This window comes from Eubacterium sp. BL-380-WT-2B (assembly GCF_009696115.1).
GTDB lineage: Bacteria > Bacillota > Clostridia > Eubacteriales > Eubacteriaceae > Eubacterium > Eubacterium callanderi.
Genome location: NZ_VUMP01000002.1, coordinates 137973 through 154285 on the forward strand (window position 1 = coordinate 137973; position 16313 = coordinate 154285).

Annotated in this window: 19 protein-coding genes; 18 read left to right on the forward strand and 1 reads right to left on the reverse strand. The window is 52.6% G+C overall.

Features of this window, described 5'->3' with window-relative positions:
- The first annotated feature begins 34 nt into the window (after positions 1–34).
- From FYJ53_RS03590 to FYJ53_RS03635, 10 genes are all read left to right on the forward strand, one after another.
- Complete coding sequence (locus FYJ53_RS03590) at positions 35–604, forward strand: hypothetical protein (RefSeq protein ID WP_073381960.1); 570 nt, start codon at positions 35–37, stop codon at positions 602–604.
- Between the two features lie 76 nt (positions 605–680).
- Positions 681–1355 (forward strand): hypothetical protein, encoded by a 675-nt coding sequence (locus FYJ53_RS03595; protein WP_073381958.1) that lies wholly within the window; start codon positions 681–683, stop codon positions 1353–1355.
- Positions 1356–1462: 107 nt separating this feature from the next.
- Positions 1463–2011 (forward strand): hypothetical protein, encoded by a 549-nt coding sequence (locus FYJ53_RS03600; RefSeq protein WP_073381955.1) that lies wholly within the window; start codon positions 1463–1465, stop codon positions 2009–2011.
- Positions 2012–2155: 144 nt separating this feature from the next.
- Positions 2156–2533 carry a phage antirepressor KilAC domain-containing protein gene (locus tag FYJ53_RS03605; RefSeq protein WP_073381953.1) on the forward strand — a complete coding sequence of 126 codons (378 nt, stop codon included), beginning with the start codon at positions 2156–2158 and terminating at the stop codon, positions 2531–2533.
- Positions 2530–3141: a restriction endonuclease subunit S gene (locus FYJ53_RS03610; protein WP_073381951.1), complete on the forward strand. Its 612-nt coding sequence runs from the start codon at positions 2530–2532 to the stop codon at positions 3139–3141. Before FYJ53_RS03605 ends, FYJ53_RS03610 begins: the two co-directional genes overlap by 4 nt.
- Entirely contained in the window at positions 3138–3338 is a 201-nt protein-coding gene (locus tag FYJ53_RS03615) for a hypothetical protein (RefSeq protein WP_073381950.1), read from the forward strand. Before FYJ53_RS03610 ends, FYJ53_RS03615 begins: the two co-directional genes overlap by 4 nt.
- Positions 3339–3347: 9 nt before the next feature.
- Positions 3348–3977, forward strand: a complete 630-nt coding sequence (locus FYJ53_RS03620; protein WP_073381947.1) for a sigma-70 family RNA polymerase sigma factor — start codon at positions 3348–3350, stop codon at positions 3975–3977.
- Between the two features lie 88 nt (positions 3978–4065).
- Positions 4066–4290, forward strand: coding sequence for a hypothetical protein (locus tag FYJ53_RS03625; RefSeq protein WP_013381983.1), 225 nt, complete (start codon positions 4066–4068; stop codon positions 4288–4290).
- Between the two features lie 59 nt (positions 4291–4349).
- Positions 4350–4580, forward strand: coding sequence for a DUF2922 domain-containing protein (locus FYJ53_RS03630; RefSeq protein WP_013381982.1), 231 nt, complete (start codon positions 4350–4352; stop codon positions 4578–4580).
- Between the two features lie 71 nt (positions 4581–4651).
- Positions 4652–5206, forward strand: a complete 555-nt coding sequence (locus FYJ53_RS03635; protein WP_073381945.1) for a D-Ala-D-Ala carboxypeptidase family metallohydrolase — start codon at positions 4652–4654, stop codon at positions 5204–5206.
- 36 nt (positions 5207–5242) lie between these two features.
- On the opposite strand, the gene FYJ53_RS03640 is transcribed toward FYJ53_RS03635, so the two are convergent.
- The gene (locus FYJ53_RS03640; RefSeq protein ID WP_013381980.1) at positions 5243–6115 is read right to left on the reverse strand and encodes a DMT family transporter; all 873 of its coding nucleotides are present in this window, start codon (positions 6113–6115) and stop codon (positions 5243–5245) included.
- 349 nt (positions 6116–6464) lie between these two features.
- Here FYJ53_RS03640 and FYJ53_RS03645 point away from each other — a divergent pair, with 349 nt between their 5' ends.
- From FYJ53_RS03645 to FYJ53_RS03680, 8 genes are all read left to right on the forward strand, one after another.
- Positions 6465–7727, forward strand: a complete 1263-nt coding sequence (locus FYJ53_RS03645) for a PocR ligand-binding domain-containing protein (protein WP_073381942.1) — start codon at positions 6465–6467, stop codon at positions 7725–7727.
- A 35-nt stretch (positions 7728–7762) separates the two neighbouring features.
- Entirely contained in the window at positions 7763–8410 is a 648-nt protein-coding gene (locus FYJ53_RS03650) for a corrinoid protein (RefSeq protein WP_013381977.1), read from the forward strand.
- A gap of 145 nt (positions 8411–8555) precedes the next feature.
- A complete protein-coding gene (locus FYJ53_RS03655) occupies positions 8556–9353 on the forward strand; it encodes a dihydropteroate synthase (protein WP_073381940.1) in 798 nt (265 codons plus the stop codon).
- 29 nt (positions 9354–9382) lie between these two features.
- Entirely contained in the window at positions 9383–10009 is a 627-nt protein-coding gene (locus tag FYJ53_RS03660) for a B12-binding domain-containing protein (protein WP_073381938.1), read from the forward strand.
- 11 nt (positions 10010–10020) lie between these two features.
- The gene (locus tag FYJ53_RS03665; protein ID WP_073381936.1) at positions 10021–11460 is read left to right on the forward strand and encodes a trimethylamine methyltransferase family protein; all 1440 of its coding nucleotides are present in this window, start codon (positions 10021–10023) and stop codon (positions 11458–11460) included.
- Between the two features lie 6 nt (positions 11461–11466).
- Positions 11467–12411: a DMT family transporter gene (locus FYJ53_RS03670; RefSeq protein ID WP_227930052.1), complete on the forward strand. Its 945-nt coding sequence runs from the start codon at positions 11467–11469 to the stop codon at positions 12409–12411.
- A 131-nt stretch (positions 12412–12542) separates the two neighbouring features.
- Positions 12543–12932, forward strand: coding sequence for a winged helix-turn-helix domain-containing protein (locus tag FYJ53_RS03675; RefSeq protein ID WP_073381933.1), 390 nt, complete (start codon positions 12543–12545; stop codon positions 12930–12932).
- 79 nt (positions 12933–13011) lie between these two features.
- On the forward strand, positions 13012–16287 hold the full coding sequence (locus FYJ53_RS03680) for a PAS domain-containing hybrid sensor histidine kinase/response regulator (protein ID WP_083591067.1): 3276 nt from the start codon (positions 13012–13014) through the stop codon (positions 16285–16287).
- The last annotated feature ends 26 nt before the right edge of the window (positions 16288–16313 follow it).

Here is a 16313-nt window from a genome sequence, read left to right on the forward strand (position 1 = left end):
ACACAAGAAAATCAAAGAAAAGAGGAAAGACAAAATGGCAATGAAGAAAAAAATAGCAGCTGCTATAGGAACCGTGCTCATCACAGCACTTTGTTTTGGAGGAAGCGTATTCGCAGAAAGCAAACCCGTCAACGGAACCGGTGCAGAGGAATCAAACGCAGTAGACGGCACAACCGATGCAACCGTGACTTACACTCAAGCGCAAGACCCTACATGGTCCGTCAATATTCCAAAGAGCGTGGATTTCGGTAAAATTAACGCGGCAACACAAAATGTTACCAAAATATTAGACTACTCGGCAAGCATTTCAAATAATCAAGTTACATCACTCAAAATCGCTTTGAAGAGCGCTACAGGCCCATCTTTTGCCATGAAAGATGCAACACACAACATCACAGTGGCTGATGCGTTCACCATTAGAGATAACACCGGCAACGACCTGACCGCAGGCGGCACACTTCTCACCCTCGCAAACGGCGAGACAGGAACCGCCCAGGCAATATTAGATGTCAGTAAATTTAAAACTGCTAGTATAAGTGATGGTGATCATGCCTTTACAGGGAATTTCGCGGTTACCATCACACCAGTAAAAGCAACACCGTAATAACATCTTGCTGGAAACGACGCCCACGTCGTGCCCCGCGAACAGCGACCACCATCCCAAAAGGAGGCGTACGCCCATGAAAAACCGCATATCCATCCTCACCCTTTGCCTCCTTCTGCTGTGGTCAGCCCCGGCATTGGCCGAGGAACAACCCGATACGTCCGGCGGCCAGACTGCCGTCACCCTGACCTATACGTCTGGCTATATCATACCCACCGATGTGCCCTACGATCCAGACTTTCGTTTCAGCCTGACTGCCCAGACCCGCTACACTGACAAGACACCCTTCAGCCACGGCTTCATGGAACTGCACTCAACTGTCAAAAGGGCCAAGACCGATGAAAACGGCGCCTTTTCCATGGAAAACATAGAGCAAGGCAGCCGCGTCTTTAAAGCACTGGACCAGAGTAATGCAGAGGTCGGTGCTATGTGCCTGCGGATCGACCGTACCAATAGCGTCGAAGAAACAAAAGTCATCAGTCTGCCCGACGGTACCACCGCCCTGTGCGTCAATGCCCGTATCAAAAACTTAGAGCTCATCCTTGAGCTGGACGGACAGGGTAATATGAGCATTATCGAAGCACACGGCAGCCAGAACACTACACAGCTACATGGCAGCCAGACCCCGGTAAGCCTGAATCCTTCTACTGGGTTACTCAGTGGTCCCGCTGTGCCCGCCTGTGCAGTCCTGCTTCTGGCCGTACTGACAGGAGCCGTCTGGAGTATACAAAAATCAAAGAATAAAGCATAAAACAGCAGCAAATGGGACAACGGCTGTCACCCATCAAAACACCGAAGGCCACATACCAATATGTGTATGTGGCCTTCGGTGTTTTTGTTTAAGAAAAAGAGGAAAAAATGAACCCCAAGATGCAATCTATCCTGCCCCCCAAAAGCTTTAAAAAGCAGATTGAAGCCCATCCCGACCAGTTTGAAAAAGTCGAAAACACCGGCTATGAAGACCGGGAAGGCCGGGAAGTCATGGCCCAGTACGTGTTCCACGGCCAGGCCCTCACCCAGACCTGCAAGGGCTGCGGCGGCGTCCTGAAGCCCAAGGAAATGCGCGCCGAGGGCCAGAACGGCCATACCCACATTGTCAACGGCCTTGCAAAGCCCGTGGAGGTGGCGCCCGGCCAGGTGGTCGTGGTCTATGTGTGCAGCCGGGTCTGTCTGGAATGCGCTACCCATCAGCGCGTCTTTCCCGAGGGCGTGGCCGGCTGGGTACGCCATGCCCTCATGATGGTCTGGGAGCTGCTCACCCTTTTGTTTGAAAACGATGAACTTTCCCATCCCGGCAAGATGAAGGGAAAAGTACGCCGCCCCTGGGAACGCCTGGACTTTTACGGCGAGAACGCTACCCTGTACCGCTGGCGCGCCCGGGCGGCCCAATGGTTCTTAAGAGAATAAAAGAAAAATAATCTTATTTATGATCATTAAAAATTTGTTTGCGTGTTTAAAGGGTGAAAAGTCTTGTAGGATAGAACCATCAGCAGGCGCAAGAAAAAATTGCGCGGCTGAAATCTAACCAATCTATTTTACAGGAGGTTTACCATGAAACGTAAACAGACAACCCCAAAGGATGAAACGGCCCCAAAAGCGTGCGCCATGTGCTGTGGTTTGTGCGCACAAAAACAAGAAAACTGGACCGTGGCCGAGCTGGCCGAGTCCATGCGGGTGCGGGGGCTTAACATTGGCCGCAACCGGCTGCACGCCTGGCTGAGAAGCCACGGCTATACAGACCGCGCCCAGCGGAAAGGGCAGAACCTGCCAACCCGCAAAGCCCTGGACAGGGGATGGATGGTCATCGCCTGTGTGGAGGGCTGGAACAGAGCGCGTGACCAGAAGGTCAGGTGGCCGTCCATCCGCGTTACACCGCTGGGGCAGGCGTATTTTACCGGGCTGTTTGTTCTGGAGGGGAAGGGCCAGTGAACTACCTGACCGAGCTGCTGGCCTTTTACAAATGGCTGGAGACCAACCCCATGAGCCCGCTGCTCCAGGCCTACTGGCACCTGCTCATGTACACCAACAACAAAGCCGCCGTCCGGGCAGAGGACGGCCGCTGGCACTGGCCCGTGGACTTCAAGGTACCCAACACCGTACTCATGCCCCTTTTAGGCATCAAAGACCGGCGCGTACTGCTGCGACAGAGAGGGTACCTCATAGACCACAAACGGGTGACGTACCAAAAGGACAAAGGCCAGCGTGCAGGTACCTACCGCCTGGTGCCCTTTGACAGAGGCCTGAGCATCACCGCCCTCCAGACAGAGACAGGGGACAGTGTGACACAAATCTGGACACAAGCTGTCCCGCCCCCTGTGACCGAAGTGTCCCCGTTCATAAATATAAATCATAAACACACTTCTCTATTGTATTCTAATCCGGAGGACGCGCCCTTCATCCCCCAGTTCAATCTGCTGCCCCAGATCCCCGAGGAAGAAAAAGCCGCCATCCGGGCCCAGTACCCGGGCGACGAGGTGGCTGCCTTTAACGCCATCTGGGCCGCCCGAGAGGCAAAACAGAAAGGAGAAACAACATGAACCGATATGGGATCGGCCCCAGCGTGGTAAGACGGAGAAGAAGCTACATGGTCGAGGCCGAGTGCCGGATAAAAGCCGGCTTTTACGCCCGCAGCGCCGAGGAAGCCGAGGAAGACTTTAACGAGCTCAGCGCCGCCGTCGAAGACCAGTTTCCCGGCCTTGTGCTTGAGATTACAGACGTCTATGAGGACGCATAGGAGGCTTATTTGAGCAGCTACAAAGTAATTGATGATTTGGTCAAAACCTGTAAAATCGGGCAAAAATCCCCGGAAAACAGCCCCGAAAAAGAAGGCGGCCGAGTGGCGGGCCAGATGCTCGTCATGACCTTTAAGCCCCTGATCCTGGCCACCCTCAGCCGCTCAGGCATTAAGGACGGCCAGTTTGAGGACGCCTTCCAGGACGGCGTGGTCGCCTTTATGGAAGGCCTGAAAAAGTTTGACCCCGGGCGGGGCGCGGGATTCAACGCCTTCATCCAGGTGTACCTGCGCCAGTATTACAAAAAGTGGCAGAGCGGGCAGTTTAACCATTCCATAAAGCCCGATAAAACCCTTGACGACCCAATCCCCGGAAGAGAAGGCCTGACCCTCGCAGAAGTCATACCCGACAAAGAAATCAACCTCGAGGCCGATTATATCGAGCGAGAAGAAAAAAGCAACGGCCAGAAAAGGCTCGCCAGAGGACTGAGCCGCCTGAAGCCCAGCTACCGCAGCGTGCTGGAAAAGCACTATTATGAGGGCAGAACCCAGACCGAAATTGCCGAAAAAGAAGGCGTGAGCCTGCAGGCCGTTAACCAGCGCCATGACCGAGCCCTCAAAAAATTAAAAAAAGTTTTGTGAAAAGCGTTGATATTTTCTGCAAAAAAGGAATGTATGTAGTGTAGGGCAAAACACCACACAAAATACTAACCCAAAAGGAGAAATGCACATGGCAGTCACAGAAACACTCAAAGACACAAAACTCAAAGTGAAGGTAAACTATGGCGAAAAAGAAGGTAAAATTGAGCGTGGCAGCAAAACCTATGGCGATGTCAAGCATGACGCTACCAAGGAACAGCTTGAGAGTGCCTACGGGCACATCATTTCCATGCAGGAGCCCATTGGCGAGGGCTGTGAGCGTATCACCGCCAGCGACATCACAAAAACCGAGTAAATAAGAAAAAACACCACGGCATCCAGGATTCAAGTTTTAACAGGAAAAGGAGATAAACCATGGCAGTAACCATCAAAAAAGACCTGAATTTAGTTTTTACCACCGCGAGCGGCAAAGAGCACCGAATGACCATTCCCGACTACCGGGAGGGCATTACCGATGCGGAGATAAAAACCGCTGCCGCTGGCATTGTAGCCACCGGTGTCTTTGAGCCCGACGGCTTTGCGCTGGCCCAGCTGTCCGGCGCCAAGCGTGTGGATACCACTACCACCGACGTGGCCGTAGAATAAAAAAGGGGCGAAAGCCCCCTTTTTTATATGGAATGGCAAACCCGCCGCGCAGCAGCAGAAAAGGAGATTAAATGAAAAGAGTGCATAAACGTATTTTTATTATATTAGTGGCCATAGTAGTTACTGTGGCCAGCAGCATATTTTTAAGCAGCTTTCAGGCAGGGCCGGTAAATGAGCAGATGTTCCCGAAGACTCAGCAGGAGATTGCACCAGAGACCGAAACGCCTCAGGATGGGGCAGTCATCGACCACCCGCTGCCCGAGGACCCCATCCTCACCAACGGCCCCTGGGCATCGGCGCACTTTCTTATGGACGAGTACGCCTGTGACTGCGCGGGCTACTGTGACGGCTGGCCTGCGGATATGGATCCGGAGCTTTTAGAGAAAATTGAGGCGCTGCGGTGTTATTTTAACCGGCCCATCATCATTACCTCAGGCGTTCGCTGTGAAAGGCGCAACGCGGAGGTGGGCGGCATTGAAAACTCCTGGCATCTGTCTGGTCACGCGGCCGACCTGTACTGCCCCGGGGTGCCCTGTGACGAGGTGGCCTGGGTAGCCAGAGAGCTGGGGCTTGGGGTTATTGAGTACCCGGACCAGCAGTTTGACCATTGTGAGATATGGCATTAAAAAGAAGTCTCTGGGACTTCTTTTTAAGGTTTAAAGTCAGGCTCTGGCGTTTCGCATGCCTATCAGCTCGTTTACCAGAGTCGCGCCCAATATGAGCACAGCCCCAGCAGCCTGTATCAGGGTCATAGGCTCGGCGAGGAAGAGGCTTGAAAGCAAAATAGCGGAGATGGGATCGATATAGCTGAAAGTGGCGATAGTACGGCTATCCAGCCGGGGCAGGGAGGCAAAGTACAGAAGATAGCTGAAGCCAGTATGCACCACGCCCACAAGAATCAGCAGCATAACAGTAACTGCTGAGGCCCCTGTGAGACGGATGCCGTCCGTGAGCAGAACATAGGGCAGAAGCGCCAGAGCTGCGATAAACAGCTGGGTAAAGGCGCTTTCAAAATCCGAGATATCCTTTAAAAATTTGTTGGTCAGGACAATGGCCGCGTAAAAGACAGCGCCGCCAAAGCCGTAGGCAATGCCGATCAGGTTCTGACGATCCAGTGTGCCGCCCGCGCCGGATATGCAGACCATACCAGCCATGGCAGCGAAGATACAGAGCACATTTGTACGGGTCAGGGACTCTTTAAATACCACAGGCGTCAGCAGCATGACAATGACCGGAGCGCAGTAATAACTGACAGTGGCGTTGGCGATGCTGGTGTACCGGTAGGCCTGGAAAAGCAGGATCCAGTTAAAGCCAAGCATGATGCCTAATGGGAGCAAAACTTTAAGGTTACTTTGGATACGTTTAAAGGAAAGCCCCTTTTTAAGAATGAAACTGGACGCAAAAAGAAAGGCGCTCCCGATGAGTCCCCGGGCCAGAGCGATCTGGCTTGAGGTGAAGGGCAGGGTACGGACAAAGAGGCCGATACTCCCAAAAATAAGCATGGCCAGGGCAAAGAGCAGCTTTTGTTTGTTCATGGGGCCTCCTTTGCTATTCGGCAGAAAAATAATGATTCGCTTTGACCATTGTATCGGCGACCAGGGCTTTTGTCAATCCCAAACTGTGAAAGTCGTTTTTTATGCCTCTATACTGGCGCAGTAAGTCATAGAAGGCGGTTTACAGAATGTAAAAATTTTACAGGTGGATTGGCGATCTGGCGGCCCTGGCCAAAGGGTGGGGGCTTAATGTGCTGCCCTGCCATAACAATGGCTATATATTTGGAGATGGTAGAATAAGGGGCCGGGGATGTAAAATACTGCGTCTCCGGTTTTTTTATGAAATTTCTGGTATAATGGGCGTAACGATTACAGCGCAAAGGGGAATGAAATGAAAGGGTTTGAATTTTTAGATGAAAAGTATACGCGCTATATGCTGGAATGTTTTTCAAATGCCACAGGCCTGTATTTAAAAGGGATTGATCCCGAGGGCGAGGTATTCCTGGAGCTTGAGAACCTGCAGGAATGTGAATTTTGCGGATATGTCCGATCCTGCAACGACGGCGCGTGTACAGCCTCCTACCAGCAGGCCTGCCAAGAGGCTGCAAAGTGGAAGGAGCCCTATTTTTTCAGGTGTCACGCGGGTTTAGTCATGTGGGCAGTGCCCATCATCGTGGAGGAGCAGAGCGTGGGCTGCCTGATCTGCGGTCAGGTGCTGCTGTGGGAGATTGACGCGTTTTTCATTGAGGAGCTGGAAGAGATGAACCAGGACATTGAAAACTTTGGCCTTTTGTGTGAGAAAGCCAGAAAGCTCAAGGTGCTCTCGCCTCACAAAAGCCAGTCCGTAGCCGATATGCTGCAGGCCATCCTCAATTACCTGTCCAAGGCTAATGCCGGAGGGTACGATGAACGGCTGAAAACCGAGGCCTGGCGCAATGTGATCCTGAACCATATGGACGAGCGGAAAAACAAGTTTCTGGAGGACCCCTTTGACTACGACCGCCATCTCAAAAAGGAGAAGATGCTTTTACAAGCCATCCGCACCGGCCAGCGGGACAAAGTGTCCCGGGCACTGCCTGGCTTTCTGACCGACATCTACGTGCTGTCAAATTACAGCCCGGACCGGGTCAAGGTGAGGGTGCTGGAGTTTATGGCGCTGGTGTCCCGGGCCATTGTGGAGGCAGGACTGGACAGCCATATCGCCGTCATGCAGAACGAGAAGCTCTTTATGGAGGCGGCTGGTATCCGGGAGGTGGAGGTACTCTTTGACCGGGTCAGCACTATGGTGGATGAGTTTATGGAGGATATCTTTATTTTGGGCGAGACCTCCCACCGCAGTGTCCTGAAAGCCGTGCGGGAGTATATCGGCGCCCATTACCGGGAGGCGCTGAGAATCGAGGACCTCGCCGCAGAGGTGGGCCTCAGCGATTCCTACCTCAGCCATCTGTTTAAGGAAACCTTTAACTATACAGTGAACGACTATATCACACGGGTACGCGTGGAAAATTCAGTTCGGCTCATGGAAAAGCGGGAGCTTACCCTGAGGGAGATCGCTGCGCACTGCGGCTTTAAGTCGCCGGGCTATTTTTCAAAAGTGTTTAAAAAATACCTGGGGGTTACCCCGAGGGAATACCGTAACCGCTTTATTGAATAGAGAAAAACAGAAATGAAAATAAAGGAGGGTAAGCAATGGATTATTATAAAGCGATTAACAAAGCCATAATGGAAGGCGAGACCAGGGATGTGGTGGATCTGACAAGAGAGGCGTTGGCCCAGCTTTATCCGCCGGAAAAAATCCTGAACGACGGGCTGATTCAGGGCATTGAGCTGGTGGCGGAAAAATTTCGGGAGGCCGAGCTGCTGGTGCCTGAGGTTATCCTCTCCACGCGGGCAGTGCAGGCCGGGCTCAAGACCATTAAGCCTTATCTTGAGGCCGATGTAAAAAATAAACAGGTCAGGGTCATGATTGGCACCGTCTCGGGCGACCTGCACGACATTGGAAAGAACATCATCAAGATTGTGGTGTCTACCCTGGGCGTGGAAATCATTGACCTGGGCATTGACGTGTCCGCGGAAAAATTTGTGCAGGGAGTGCTCAAGGAAAAGCCTCAGATCCTCATGATGTCCGCGCTGCTCACCACCACCATCAACCAAATGAAGGCAGTAATCCAGCGTCTGGAAAAAGAAAATTTACGAAAAAATCTAATTGTTTTTGTGGGCGGCGCGCCAGTGACTGAGGCCTTTGCCGCGGATATCGGAGCGGATTATTATACGCCGGACTCTTCTGAGCTCAAGGAGATACTGGAAAAAATACTGAAAAAGCTGAAATCTGCCTGAAATTTTCCCTTAAGAAGCAGGTAAATCGAAATAATAGCAGGATCAAGCCATAGATAGCAGGATTATGCAAAAATCAAAGCTCTGAAATGGTGATATTATAATACCAACAAATCAAATAATTTACGAAAAGGGAGGGGAACATTCGTTGATCATTGTTGGAGAAAAGATTAACACCAGTCTGAAGGGGGTCACCGAATTTGTGCGGGAGCGCAATGCGGAGGCCATTCAGGAGCTTGCGGTTTCGCAGGCAGAGCTGGGGGCAGATTACATTGACGTGAACTGCGGCACGCTGGTTGATGAGGAGGTGGCAGCGCTGCCCTGGCTGGTCGAAACGGTTCAGCAGGCCGTCGACAGGCCCTGCTGTATTGACAGCCCGGACCCGGCTGCGCTGAAGGCAGCGCTGGCACTGCACAAGGGGGTGCCGATGATTAATTCCATCACCGCGGAGGCGGGCCGGTATCAGGAAATGATCGGTCTGGTGCAGGAATACCAGGCCAGGATCGTGGCGCTGCTCATCGACGACACCAACGGTATCAGCCCTGATGCGGAGGTACGGATCGGCATTGGCTGCCGGCTCATCGAGCAGCTGGCAGAGGACGGTGTGCCCATCGGGGACATTTACATTGACCCGCTGATCCAGCCGGTGAGTACCGGCGCAGATATGGGCAATGTGGCGCTGCGGACCATCCGGGCGCTCAGGGAGCGTTATCCGGAGGTGCACTTTATGTGCGGACTCAGCAATATTTCCTTTGGCATACCGGAGCGGGGACTGCTCAACCGGACCTATCTGGCCATGTGCATGGCTGAAGGCCTGGACGGCGCGGTGCTTGACCCGAAGAACGCCAGGATGATGAGCATGATCACTGCTGGTGAGGCGCTTCTGAACCGGGATAAGGGATGCCGGAAGTATTTAAAAGCCCATCGGAAGGGCCTGCTTGTATAAAAATAAGGGAAAATAAGGGAGAGAAAAACATGGAAAACTATATTGAAAAAATCAGAGAACTGGTACTTGAAGGGGAAGATGAAGAGATTGTTGAAATGATTGACGAGGCCGTGGAAGCAGGCGTATCGCCTAAGGAGATTGTGTCGGACGCGCTCATCGAGGGCATGAACCAGGTAGGGCCGCTGATGGCAAGCGGAGAGCTCTATGTGCCTGAGGTACTGCTGTGCGCTGAGACCATGCAGCTTGGTTTAAAGCATCTGAAACCACAGCTCCAGGCCGGTGATGTGACCACGCTGGGCAAGATTGTTATCGGTACGGTGGAGGGCGACCTGCACGACATCGGCAAGGATCTGGTGGCCATGATGCTTGAGAGCTCTGGATTTGAGGTGGTGAATATTGGCATTGACCAGGCGGCGGAGAATTTCCTGGAGGCTGGAAAGGATGCGGACATCATTGCTATATCCGCCCTGTTGACCACCACTATGCCGGCCATGCGTGAAACTGTGAAGGTGCTGAAGGAAAGCAAAGCGGGGGCCAGAGTGATCGTGGGCGGCGCGCCGGTCAGTGATGAATTTGCAAAAGAAATCGGCGCGGACGGCTACGCCGAGGACGCAGGAGCCGCGGTGGTTTTCTGTAAAGAATTATTGAGTGCATAGGGGGTAAAAATATGCGACCGGAATTACGATATTTAAGCAATAAGGATCTGGAATACGTTCATAATCTGGCTCTGGAGCTTCTGGAGGACATGGGCATCGAGCTTTGCGCCGAGGAAGCCAGAGATTATTTCAGGCAGGCAGGCGCCACCGTTGAGGGTGAGATTGTCAAAATCCCAAGAAAGATTATTGAGGACGCCCTGAAAACAGTGCCCAAGCGGGACGCTTTTACCCTTTATGGCAGAGACCCGAAGAACGACGTCAAGGTTAATGAAGCACTGCCCTCACTGGCAGCCATGACCATGGCTACCTCGGTCATTGACCCCCACACCAGGGAAAAGCGCCCGGCAACTGACCAGGATTTGACCGACCTGACAAAGCTCCTCGAGATCATGGACAATGTGAGCATTGCCAGCGGCCTGATCACACCTCAGGACGTACCATTGGAGAGCTCAGACTGGTATACCTGGGCGGGTACCATTAAAAATACCACCAAGCACATTACCGGCGGGGCTGTCGGCAAGGAGGGCGTGCGCGACGCTGTGGAAATGGCGCAGCTGGCTCTGGGCGGCGACATCGCCTTTGAGGACCGCCCGTTTATTTCTTTCTGGGTGCTGACCTCGCCGCCGATGAAGCTGGATGAAAATCCTCTGAATGTTCTTATGGAGGCCAGCCGCCTGAACGCGCCGTCGGTCATCAGCTCTGGCGGTATCCTGGGGATTTCCTCGCCCATTACCATCGAGAGCGCCATCATCCACACCCACGCGGAAACCCTGGCAGGCATCGCCCTGACCCAGCTGGTGCGTCCGGGCGTATCGGTGCTCTACTCCAGCTATGTCCGCAGCATGGATATGCAGACCATGAGCGTGTCCATGTCCTCGCCAGAGACTGCCATCATGAAGAGCATCATGGCCGAGCTGGGCCGCTATCTGGACCTGCCGACCAAAATGCCCACCAACCTGCGTGACGCCAAGCTCCTCGACGCCCAGGCAGGCTTTGAAACTGGTATGGTGGGAACCGTCGGCGCTCTCACCACTGATTTTCTGGTGTCCATGCAGCTGGATATCGATCTGGTGGTCGACTACGCAGACCTGCCCTACTCCAATGAATGCATGTCTCAGCTCAGACGCCTGGTGCGCGGCCTGGATTTCAGCGACAAGCGCATCGCTCTGGACAATATCCGCAAAACCGGACACGGCGGCAGCTACTTGAACGCCAAGCACACTGCCAAAAATTTCAGAAAAGAGCTGTGGATCGGCGACCTGACTGAACGCGGCAACTGGAAATCCTGGCAGAAGGATGGCGGAAAAGACATGCTTGAAAAATGTGCCGAGCGGGCGGTTGAGCTCCTGGAACAGGTGAAAGACGTCACGCTGCTGGACGCAGCCGTATGTGACAAAATCGACGCCATTGCAGACAGCGCGTTTGAAAAAGCGAAAGCCATCAAACGATGAGGTGGCATGATGAAAAGTAAACGCAACCTTGGCTTTATTGCCATGGCCGTGGTCATCATCATCTACGGCGTATCCTACATCGCGCGGGATGTCATTGTCAAGTACATGCACCCCACAGTGATTGTGGCCTTCCAGTTTACCATCATGACGGTGCTGTTCACACTGTACAACCTGTTTAAAAAGATGGACATGCGCATTGAGAAAAAGGATATCCTCATGGTGATCCTCTCCGGCCTTGTGGGCTGTACCTTCTTCCATGTCTTTACAGTTATGAGCGTTAAGTACATCGGCGCAACGGTCTCCTCGCTGCTCTTTGGCTTTGCGGCAGTGTTCTCACTGATGATTGACTTTGTTTTCTTCAAGCGTAAAAAGACAAAGCTGAGTATCCTGGCGGTTGTAGTATCCCTGGTGGGCGTGTACATCCTCATGGGCATTAATCCCAGCGACCTGGCAGAAACCAATTTTATGGGCTATGCCATCTGCCTGCTGAGCATTATTTCCTGGGTTATCTACTGCTTTCTGGCTGATAAGGTATCGGACAAATATGAGAAAACCGTTGTTCTGAACTACCAGGCTGTGGTGGGCGCGGTGACGACGCTGCCCTTCCTGTTTCTGTATCCGGTGGCCTTAGGCGATTTGGTTCGGCCAGAGGTGATTCTTGATTTAGTGATCCTCGGCGTATTCAACTCAACCTTTGCTTACTTCCTGAACATCTACGCGATCAAAAACATTGGCGTGACCTTTTCCAATCTGTTCATGAATTTCCTGCCAATAGTGACGATCATCGTAGGTGTGGTGCTCTACGGTACCATGCCAACTCTTAACCAGATTATCGGCGGCGTAATCATTATCGCGTCAGTTCTGATTCTCAACAAGGATCAGAAAAATCTGGACCAGAGCGCTGGTGAAATGCGGGCAGAGACGGATTTGAAAGAAGTGGATGTGGAATAAAAACAAAAATTGCCTGACACACTGAAATTTTCAGTGTGTCTTTTTTATGATAAATCCCAAGCTTTTGACAAAAAGGCACAAAACCATGATATAATAAAAGAATAAATCTTTTTACCATTGGAGGGTATGGGATGAATCGGGAAGAACAATCAGTGGATCGGGAGGCGCAGGGGCATGATGCCGCGCTGCACCCGGCCCTTAAGCTGCGGTTGGCCAGAAAGCGGATTTTCTTTGGGCCGGGGCCGGCCGAGCTGCTCATGCAGATCAAGCGGACAGATTCGGTCCGGATGGCCTGTGAGCAGATGGGCATCTCCTACAGCAAGGGCTGGAAAATGATCAACACCATGGAGGAGGAGCTCGGCTACAAGGTGACAAAACGCCAGCAGGGCGGAAGGAACGGCGGCAGTGCCTGTCTGACCCCGGAGGGGGAGGCGCTTCTGGCAAAGTACCAGGAGCTCGAACGCCGGAGCCGGGAGGCTGTGGACAGCATTTTTGAGGAGCTTTTTGGACCTTTGGATTAATCGATAAAATTGATTAAGGTATCGAGAAAAAAGGGCAGTCTGCCGGTATGGGCAGTCTGTTATAAGGAGAGGAAATCCTGTGACAACAGAAGAAAAAAGAGAAATTATCGCCTTTGCCGATAAAATACTCAGGCGTTATTTCTGTGAGTGTGATGTTGAGTTTTTAATATCCACCTTTGCGCCCAATATCGTATGGCTGGGCGGCGGTGAGATGCAGAAGGCAGAGGGGGCTGAGGCGGTGGCCGCCTGCTTCAGGGAGGGGCAGGGTGACTTGATCCCCTGCATTATGACAGAAGAGGAATATGTGGTGGAGGAGATCTCAGAGGACGGTTACATCTGCGAGTGCGTCAGCCGGATCGAGACCGTGGAGGGCTCAGGGACCAGCATGCGGGAACAGCAGCGCTGTACCTTTGTGTTCAAGCGTATGGACGGCGAGCTGAAGTGTATGCATATCCACAACTCAATCCCGTTTTCGGCCATAGAGGACGATGAGCTGTTCCCGGTCAGGGCCGCCAAGGAGGCCTACGACAATTTGCAGGAGCTGCTGCAGGAAAAGAACCAGCAGATTGAGCTCATGATGTCCCAGCTGCCGGGCGGAATGGCCATTTGCCATCTGGACGAAGGTTACAGTATCAAATGGGTCAGTGACGGGCTATGCCAGCTCTATGGCTACGAAAGCGAGGCGCAGATGGTTGAAGCCATCGGCGGAGAGACAATGGCGCCAGTGGATGCAGATGCATATACGCGGGTCTATGATGATATTAAGAGCTGTGTGGATAAGAATGAGACCTATTCGGTTGAGTACCCAATCAGGCGGTCAGACGGCAGCGTCATATGGGTTCTGGATATTGGAAAGGGAGTCATTGACCGCGACGGTGAGAAGGTAATTTACTGTCTGGTGACAGACATCACACATCGAAAAAAACAGGATATGCTGATCCAGCAGGCCAGTATTGAGAATAAGCGCCAGGCTGATTTTCTGACTCAGCTTTACAACACTGTGCCTTGCGGTATCATCCAGTTTACCACCAGTCCCGAGCATAAAATCATCAATGCTAACCGCCGGGCCTGGGAAATCTACGGCTACAGTGAGGCAGAATACTGGCAGACCGTAAGCGATCCCTTTATCTCTATGATCGAAGATGAGCGGAATAAATTCAGGCAAATCATTGATGAGATTTCTCAAAACGGCGGCGGTGTTTTTTATGAACGGGAGGGGCGACGCAAAAATGGCGAGCAGTGCTTTGTGAGCGTGTCCATGGAACGCCTTGAAAACAGCAACGGCGAGGAGGTTATCCAAGCGGTTTTCAACGATATTACCGAAACACGCATGCTCCAGATGGAACGGGAGCAGGAGCAGCTCATTGAGAACCGGTCGCTGCGGGCAGCTATCTGTACGGCTTATCCGCTCATCATGAGCATCAATCTGTCTCAGAACAACTATGAATGTTTTATTCAGGAAAAGAACATTGTCAGATATGACGAAAAGGGCCGTTATGACGATATGGTGGACATTACTATGGGGAGGGTGTACCCCTCTTACCAGGAGGACTTCGGCCACCGCTTTTCCAGAGAAGCGCTGATGCGGCGGTATGAGGAGGGTGAGCGTGAGCTCTATATGGAAATGCAGATGCTGGGGGACGATGGCGAATACCACTGGATTTCACTCTATGTGATCCGGGTTGATAATCCCTACAGTGACGACATGCTGGTCATTGGCCTCATGAAGGTGCTGGATGAGCAGCGGGCTGAAAAGGCCAGGCAGGAAAGGCTGCTGAGGGACGCGCTGACTTCCGCTGAGGCGGCCAACAAGGCCAAGTCAGAGTTCTTATCCCGCATGAGCCACGATATCCGCACTCCCATGAACGCCATCATTGGCATGAGCACTATCGGCCAGCTTAAGGCTGGCGCGCCCAACCGTGTTCGGGATTGCTTTGAAAAGATCGATTCTTCATCGCGCTATCTCCTGACTCTGATCAACGACATACTGGACATGTCAAAGATCGAGAGCGGAAAGATTGTCTTAGCCAAGCGGAAGTTTGATTTCTCCGAGTTTATCAATGAGATCAATACCATCATCTATCCCCAGACCAGGGAGCGTGGGATTGACTTTGTGGTCCACCATCATGAGCCCATGGAGCGTTTTTACATCGGTGATGAGCTGCGTCTGAACCAGATCATGATGAACCTGCTCTCCAACGCTGTGAAGTTCACAACACCCGGCGGCAGGATTACTGTGGATATTCGGGAGCTGAAGCGTGAAAATGGGCTGGCGTACCTTGGGCTCAGCGTGAGCGATACAGGCATTGGAATGTCTGAGGAATTTATGAAGAAGATTTACCAGCCCTTTGAGCAGGAGAACCCTGGAACAGCCCGAAACAAGATCGGCACCGGGCTGGGGCTGTCCATTGTCTATAACATTATCCAGCTCATGGGCGGCACCATTGCGGTGACCAGCGAAAAGAACTGCGGCACCACCTTTGAGCTGAGTGTGCCTCTGGAGCCAGTCTACGACACCGAGGAAGAAAAACGGCGCCGTATGACTGAAGATGCCCTGAAGGATATCCGAGTGCTGGTAGTAGACGATGACGCCATGATCGGCGAGCAGACGGCTGCCATTATGTCGAATATTGGTATCTCGCCGGTCTGGGTCGATTCCGGCGCCCGGGCCCTCGATGAGGTACAAAAGATGATGGAGGCGGGCTGTACCTACGACGTGGCTATGATCGACTGGCTGATGCCGGATATGGACGGCGTCGAGACCACCCGCCAGATTCGGAAGATTGTTGGGCCGGACACAACCATTATCATCATTTCCGCCTATGACTGGAGCGATATTGAGGAGGAAGCACGACAGGCAGGCGCCAATAACTTTATCTCCAAGCCGCTGTTCCAGTCAGTGATCTATGACACCCTCCTGCACCTCAACATTGAGCCCCATGAGCGCAGAGAGCAGCGGCAGTCGGTCTCCAGCCTGGACGGACTCCAAGTGCTGCTGGTGGAGGATAATGAGTTGAATCTTGAAATCGCTAAAACGCTGATGGAAATGCAGGGCGTGTGCGTGGACACCGCAGAAAACGGTCAGGAGGCGGTTGACAAATTTGCAGACCGGCCTCTGGATTTTTACCACGCGGTGCTGATGGATATCCGGATGCCGGTAATGGATGGACTTAGCGCTACAAGGGCGATCCGGGAGCTGGACCGCAGTGACGCCAAAACAGTGCCCATCATTGCCATGACGGCCAACGCCTTTGAGGAGGACCGCCGTCTGGCTATAAAGGCTGGCATGAATGGCTACCTGGTCAAGCCCATTGATATCAACAAGCTTTTTGAAGAGCTTAAAAAGTTTTCATAAAAAAATGGAAGGCTGGAATGAGGATC

Excerpts from the sequence above, each read along its gene's own strand:
- FYJ53_RS03665 (WP_073381936.1), top strand. The coding sequence starts at position 10,021 with ATGCGACCGGAATTACGATATTTAAGCAATAAGGATCTGGAATACGTT.
- FYJ53_RS03640 (WP_013381980.1), bottom strand. The coding sequence starts at position 6,115 with ATGAACAAACAAAAGCTGCTCTTTGCCCTGGCCATGCTTATTTTTGGG.
- FYJ53_RS03635 (WP_073381945.1), top strand. The coding sequence starts at position 4,652 with ATGAAAAGAGTGCATAAACGTATTTTTATTATATTAGTGGCCATAGTA.
- FYJ53_RS03660 (WP_073381938.1), top strand. The coding sequence starts at position 9,383 with ATGGAAAACTATATTGAAAAAATCAGAGAACTGGTACTTGAAGGGGAA.
- FYJ53_RS03630 (WP_013381982.1), top strand. The coding sequence starts at position 4,350 with ATGGCAGTAACCATCAAAAAAGACCTGAATTTAGTTTTTACCACCGCG.
- FYJ53_RS03590 (WP_073381960.1), top strand. The coding sequence starts at position 35 with ATGGCAATGAAGAAAAAAATAGCAGCTGCTATAGGAACCGTGCTCATC.
- FYJ53_RS03605 (WP_073381953.1), top strand. The coding sequence starts at position 2,156 with ATGAAACGTAAACAGACAACCCCAAAGGATGAAACGGCCCCAAAAGCG.
- FYJ53_RS03600 (WP_073381955.1), top strand. The coding sequence starts at position 1,463 with ATGAACCCCAAGATGCAATCTATCCTGCCCCCCAAAAGCTTTAAAAAG.
- FYJ53_RS03625 (WP_013381983.1), top strand. The coding sequence starts at position 4,066 with ATGGCAGTCACAGAAACACTCAAAGACACAAAACTCAAAGTGAAGGTA.
- FYJ53_RS03670 (WP_227930052.1), top strand. The coding sequence starts at position 11,467 with ATGATGAAAAGTAAACGCAACCTTGGCTTTATTGCCATGGCCGTGGTC.
- FYJ53_RS03650 (WP_013381977.1), top strand. The coding sequence starts at position 7,763 with ATGGATTATTATAAAGCGATTAACAAAGCCATAATGGAAGGCGAGACC.
- FYJ53_RS03675 (WP_073381933.1), top strand. The coding sequence starts at position 12,543 with ATGAATCGGGAAGAACAATCAGTGGATCGGGAGGCGCAGGGGCATGAT.
- FYJ53_RS03595 (WP_073381958.1), top strand. The coding sequence starts at position 681 with ATGAAAAACCGCATATCCATCCTCACCCTTTGCCTCCTTCTGCTGTGG.
- FYJ53_RS03645 (WP_073381942.1), top strand. The coding sequence starts at position 6,465 with ATGAAAGGGTTTGAATTTTTAGATGAAAAGTATACGCGCTATATGCTG.
- FYJ53_RS03615 (WP_073381950.1), top strand. The coding sequence starts at position 3,138 with ATGAACCGATATGGGATCGGCCCCAGCGTGGTAAGACGGAGAAGAAGC.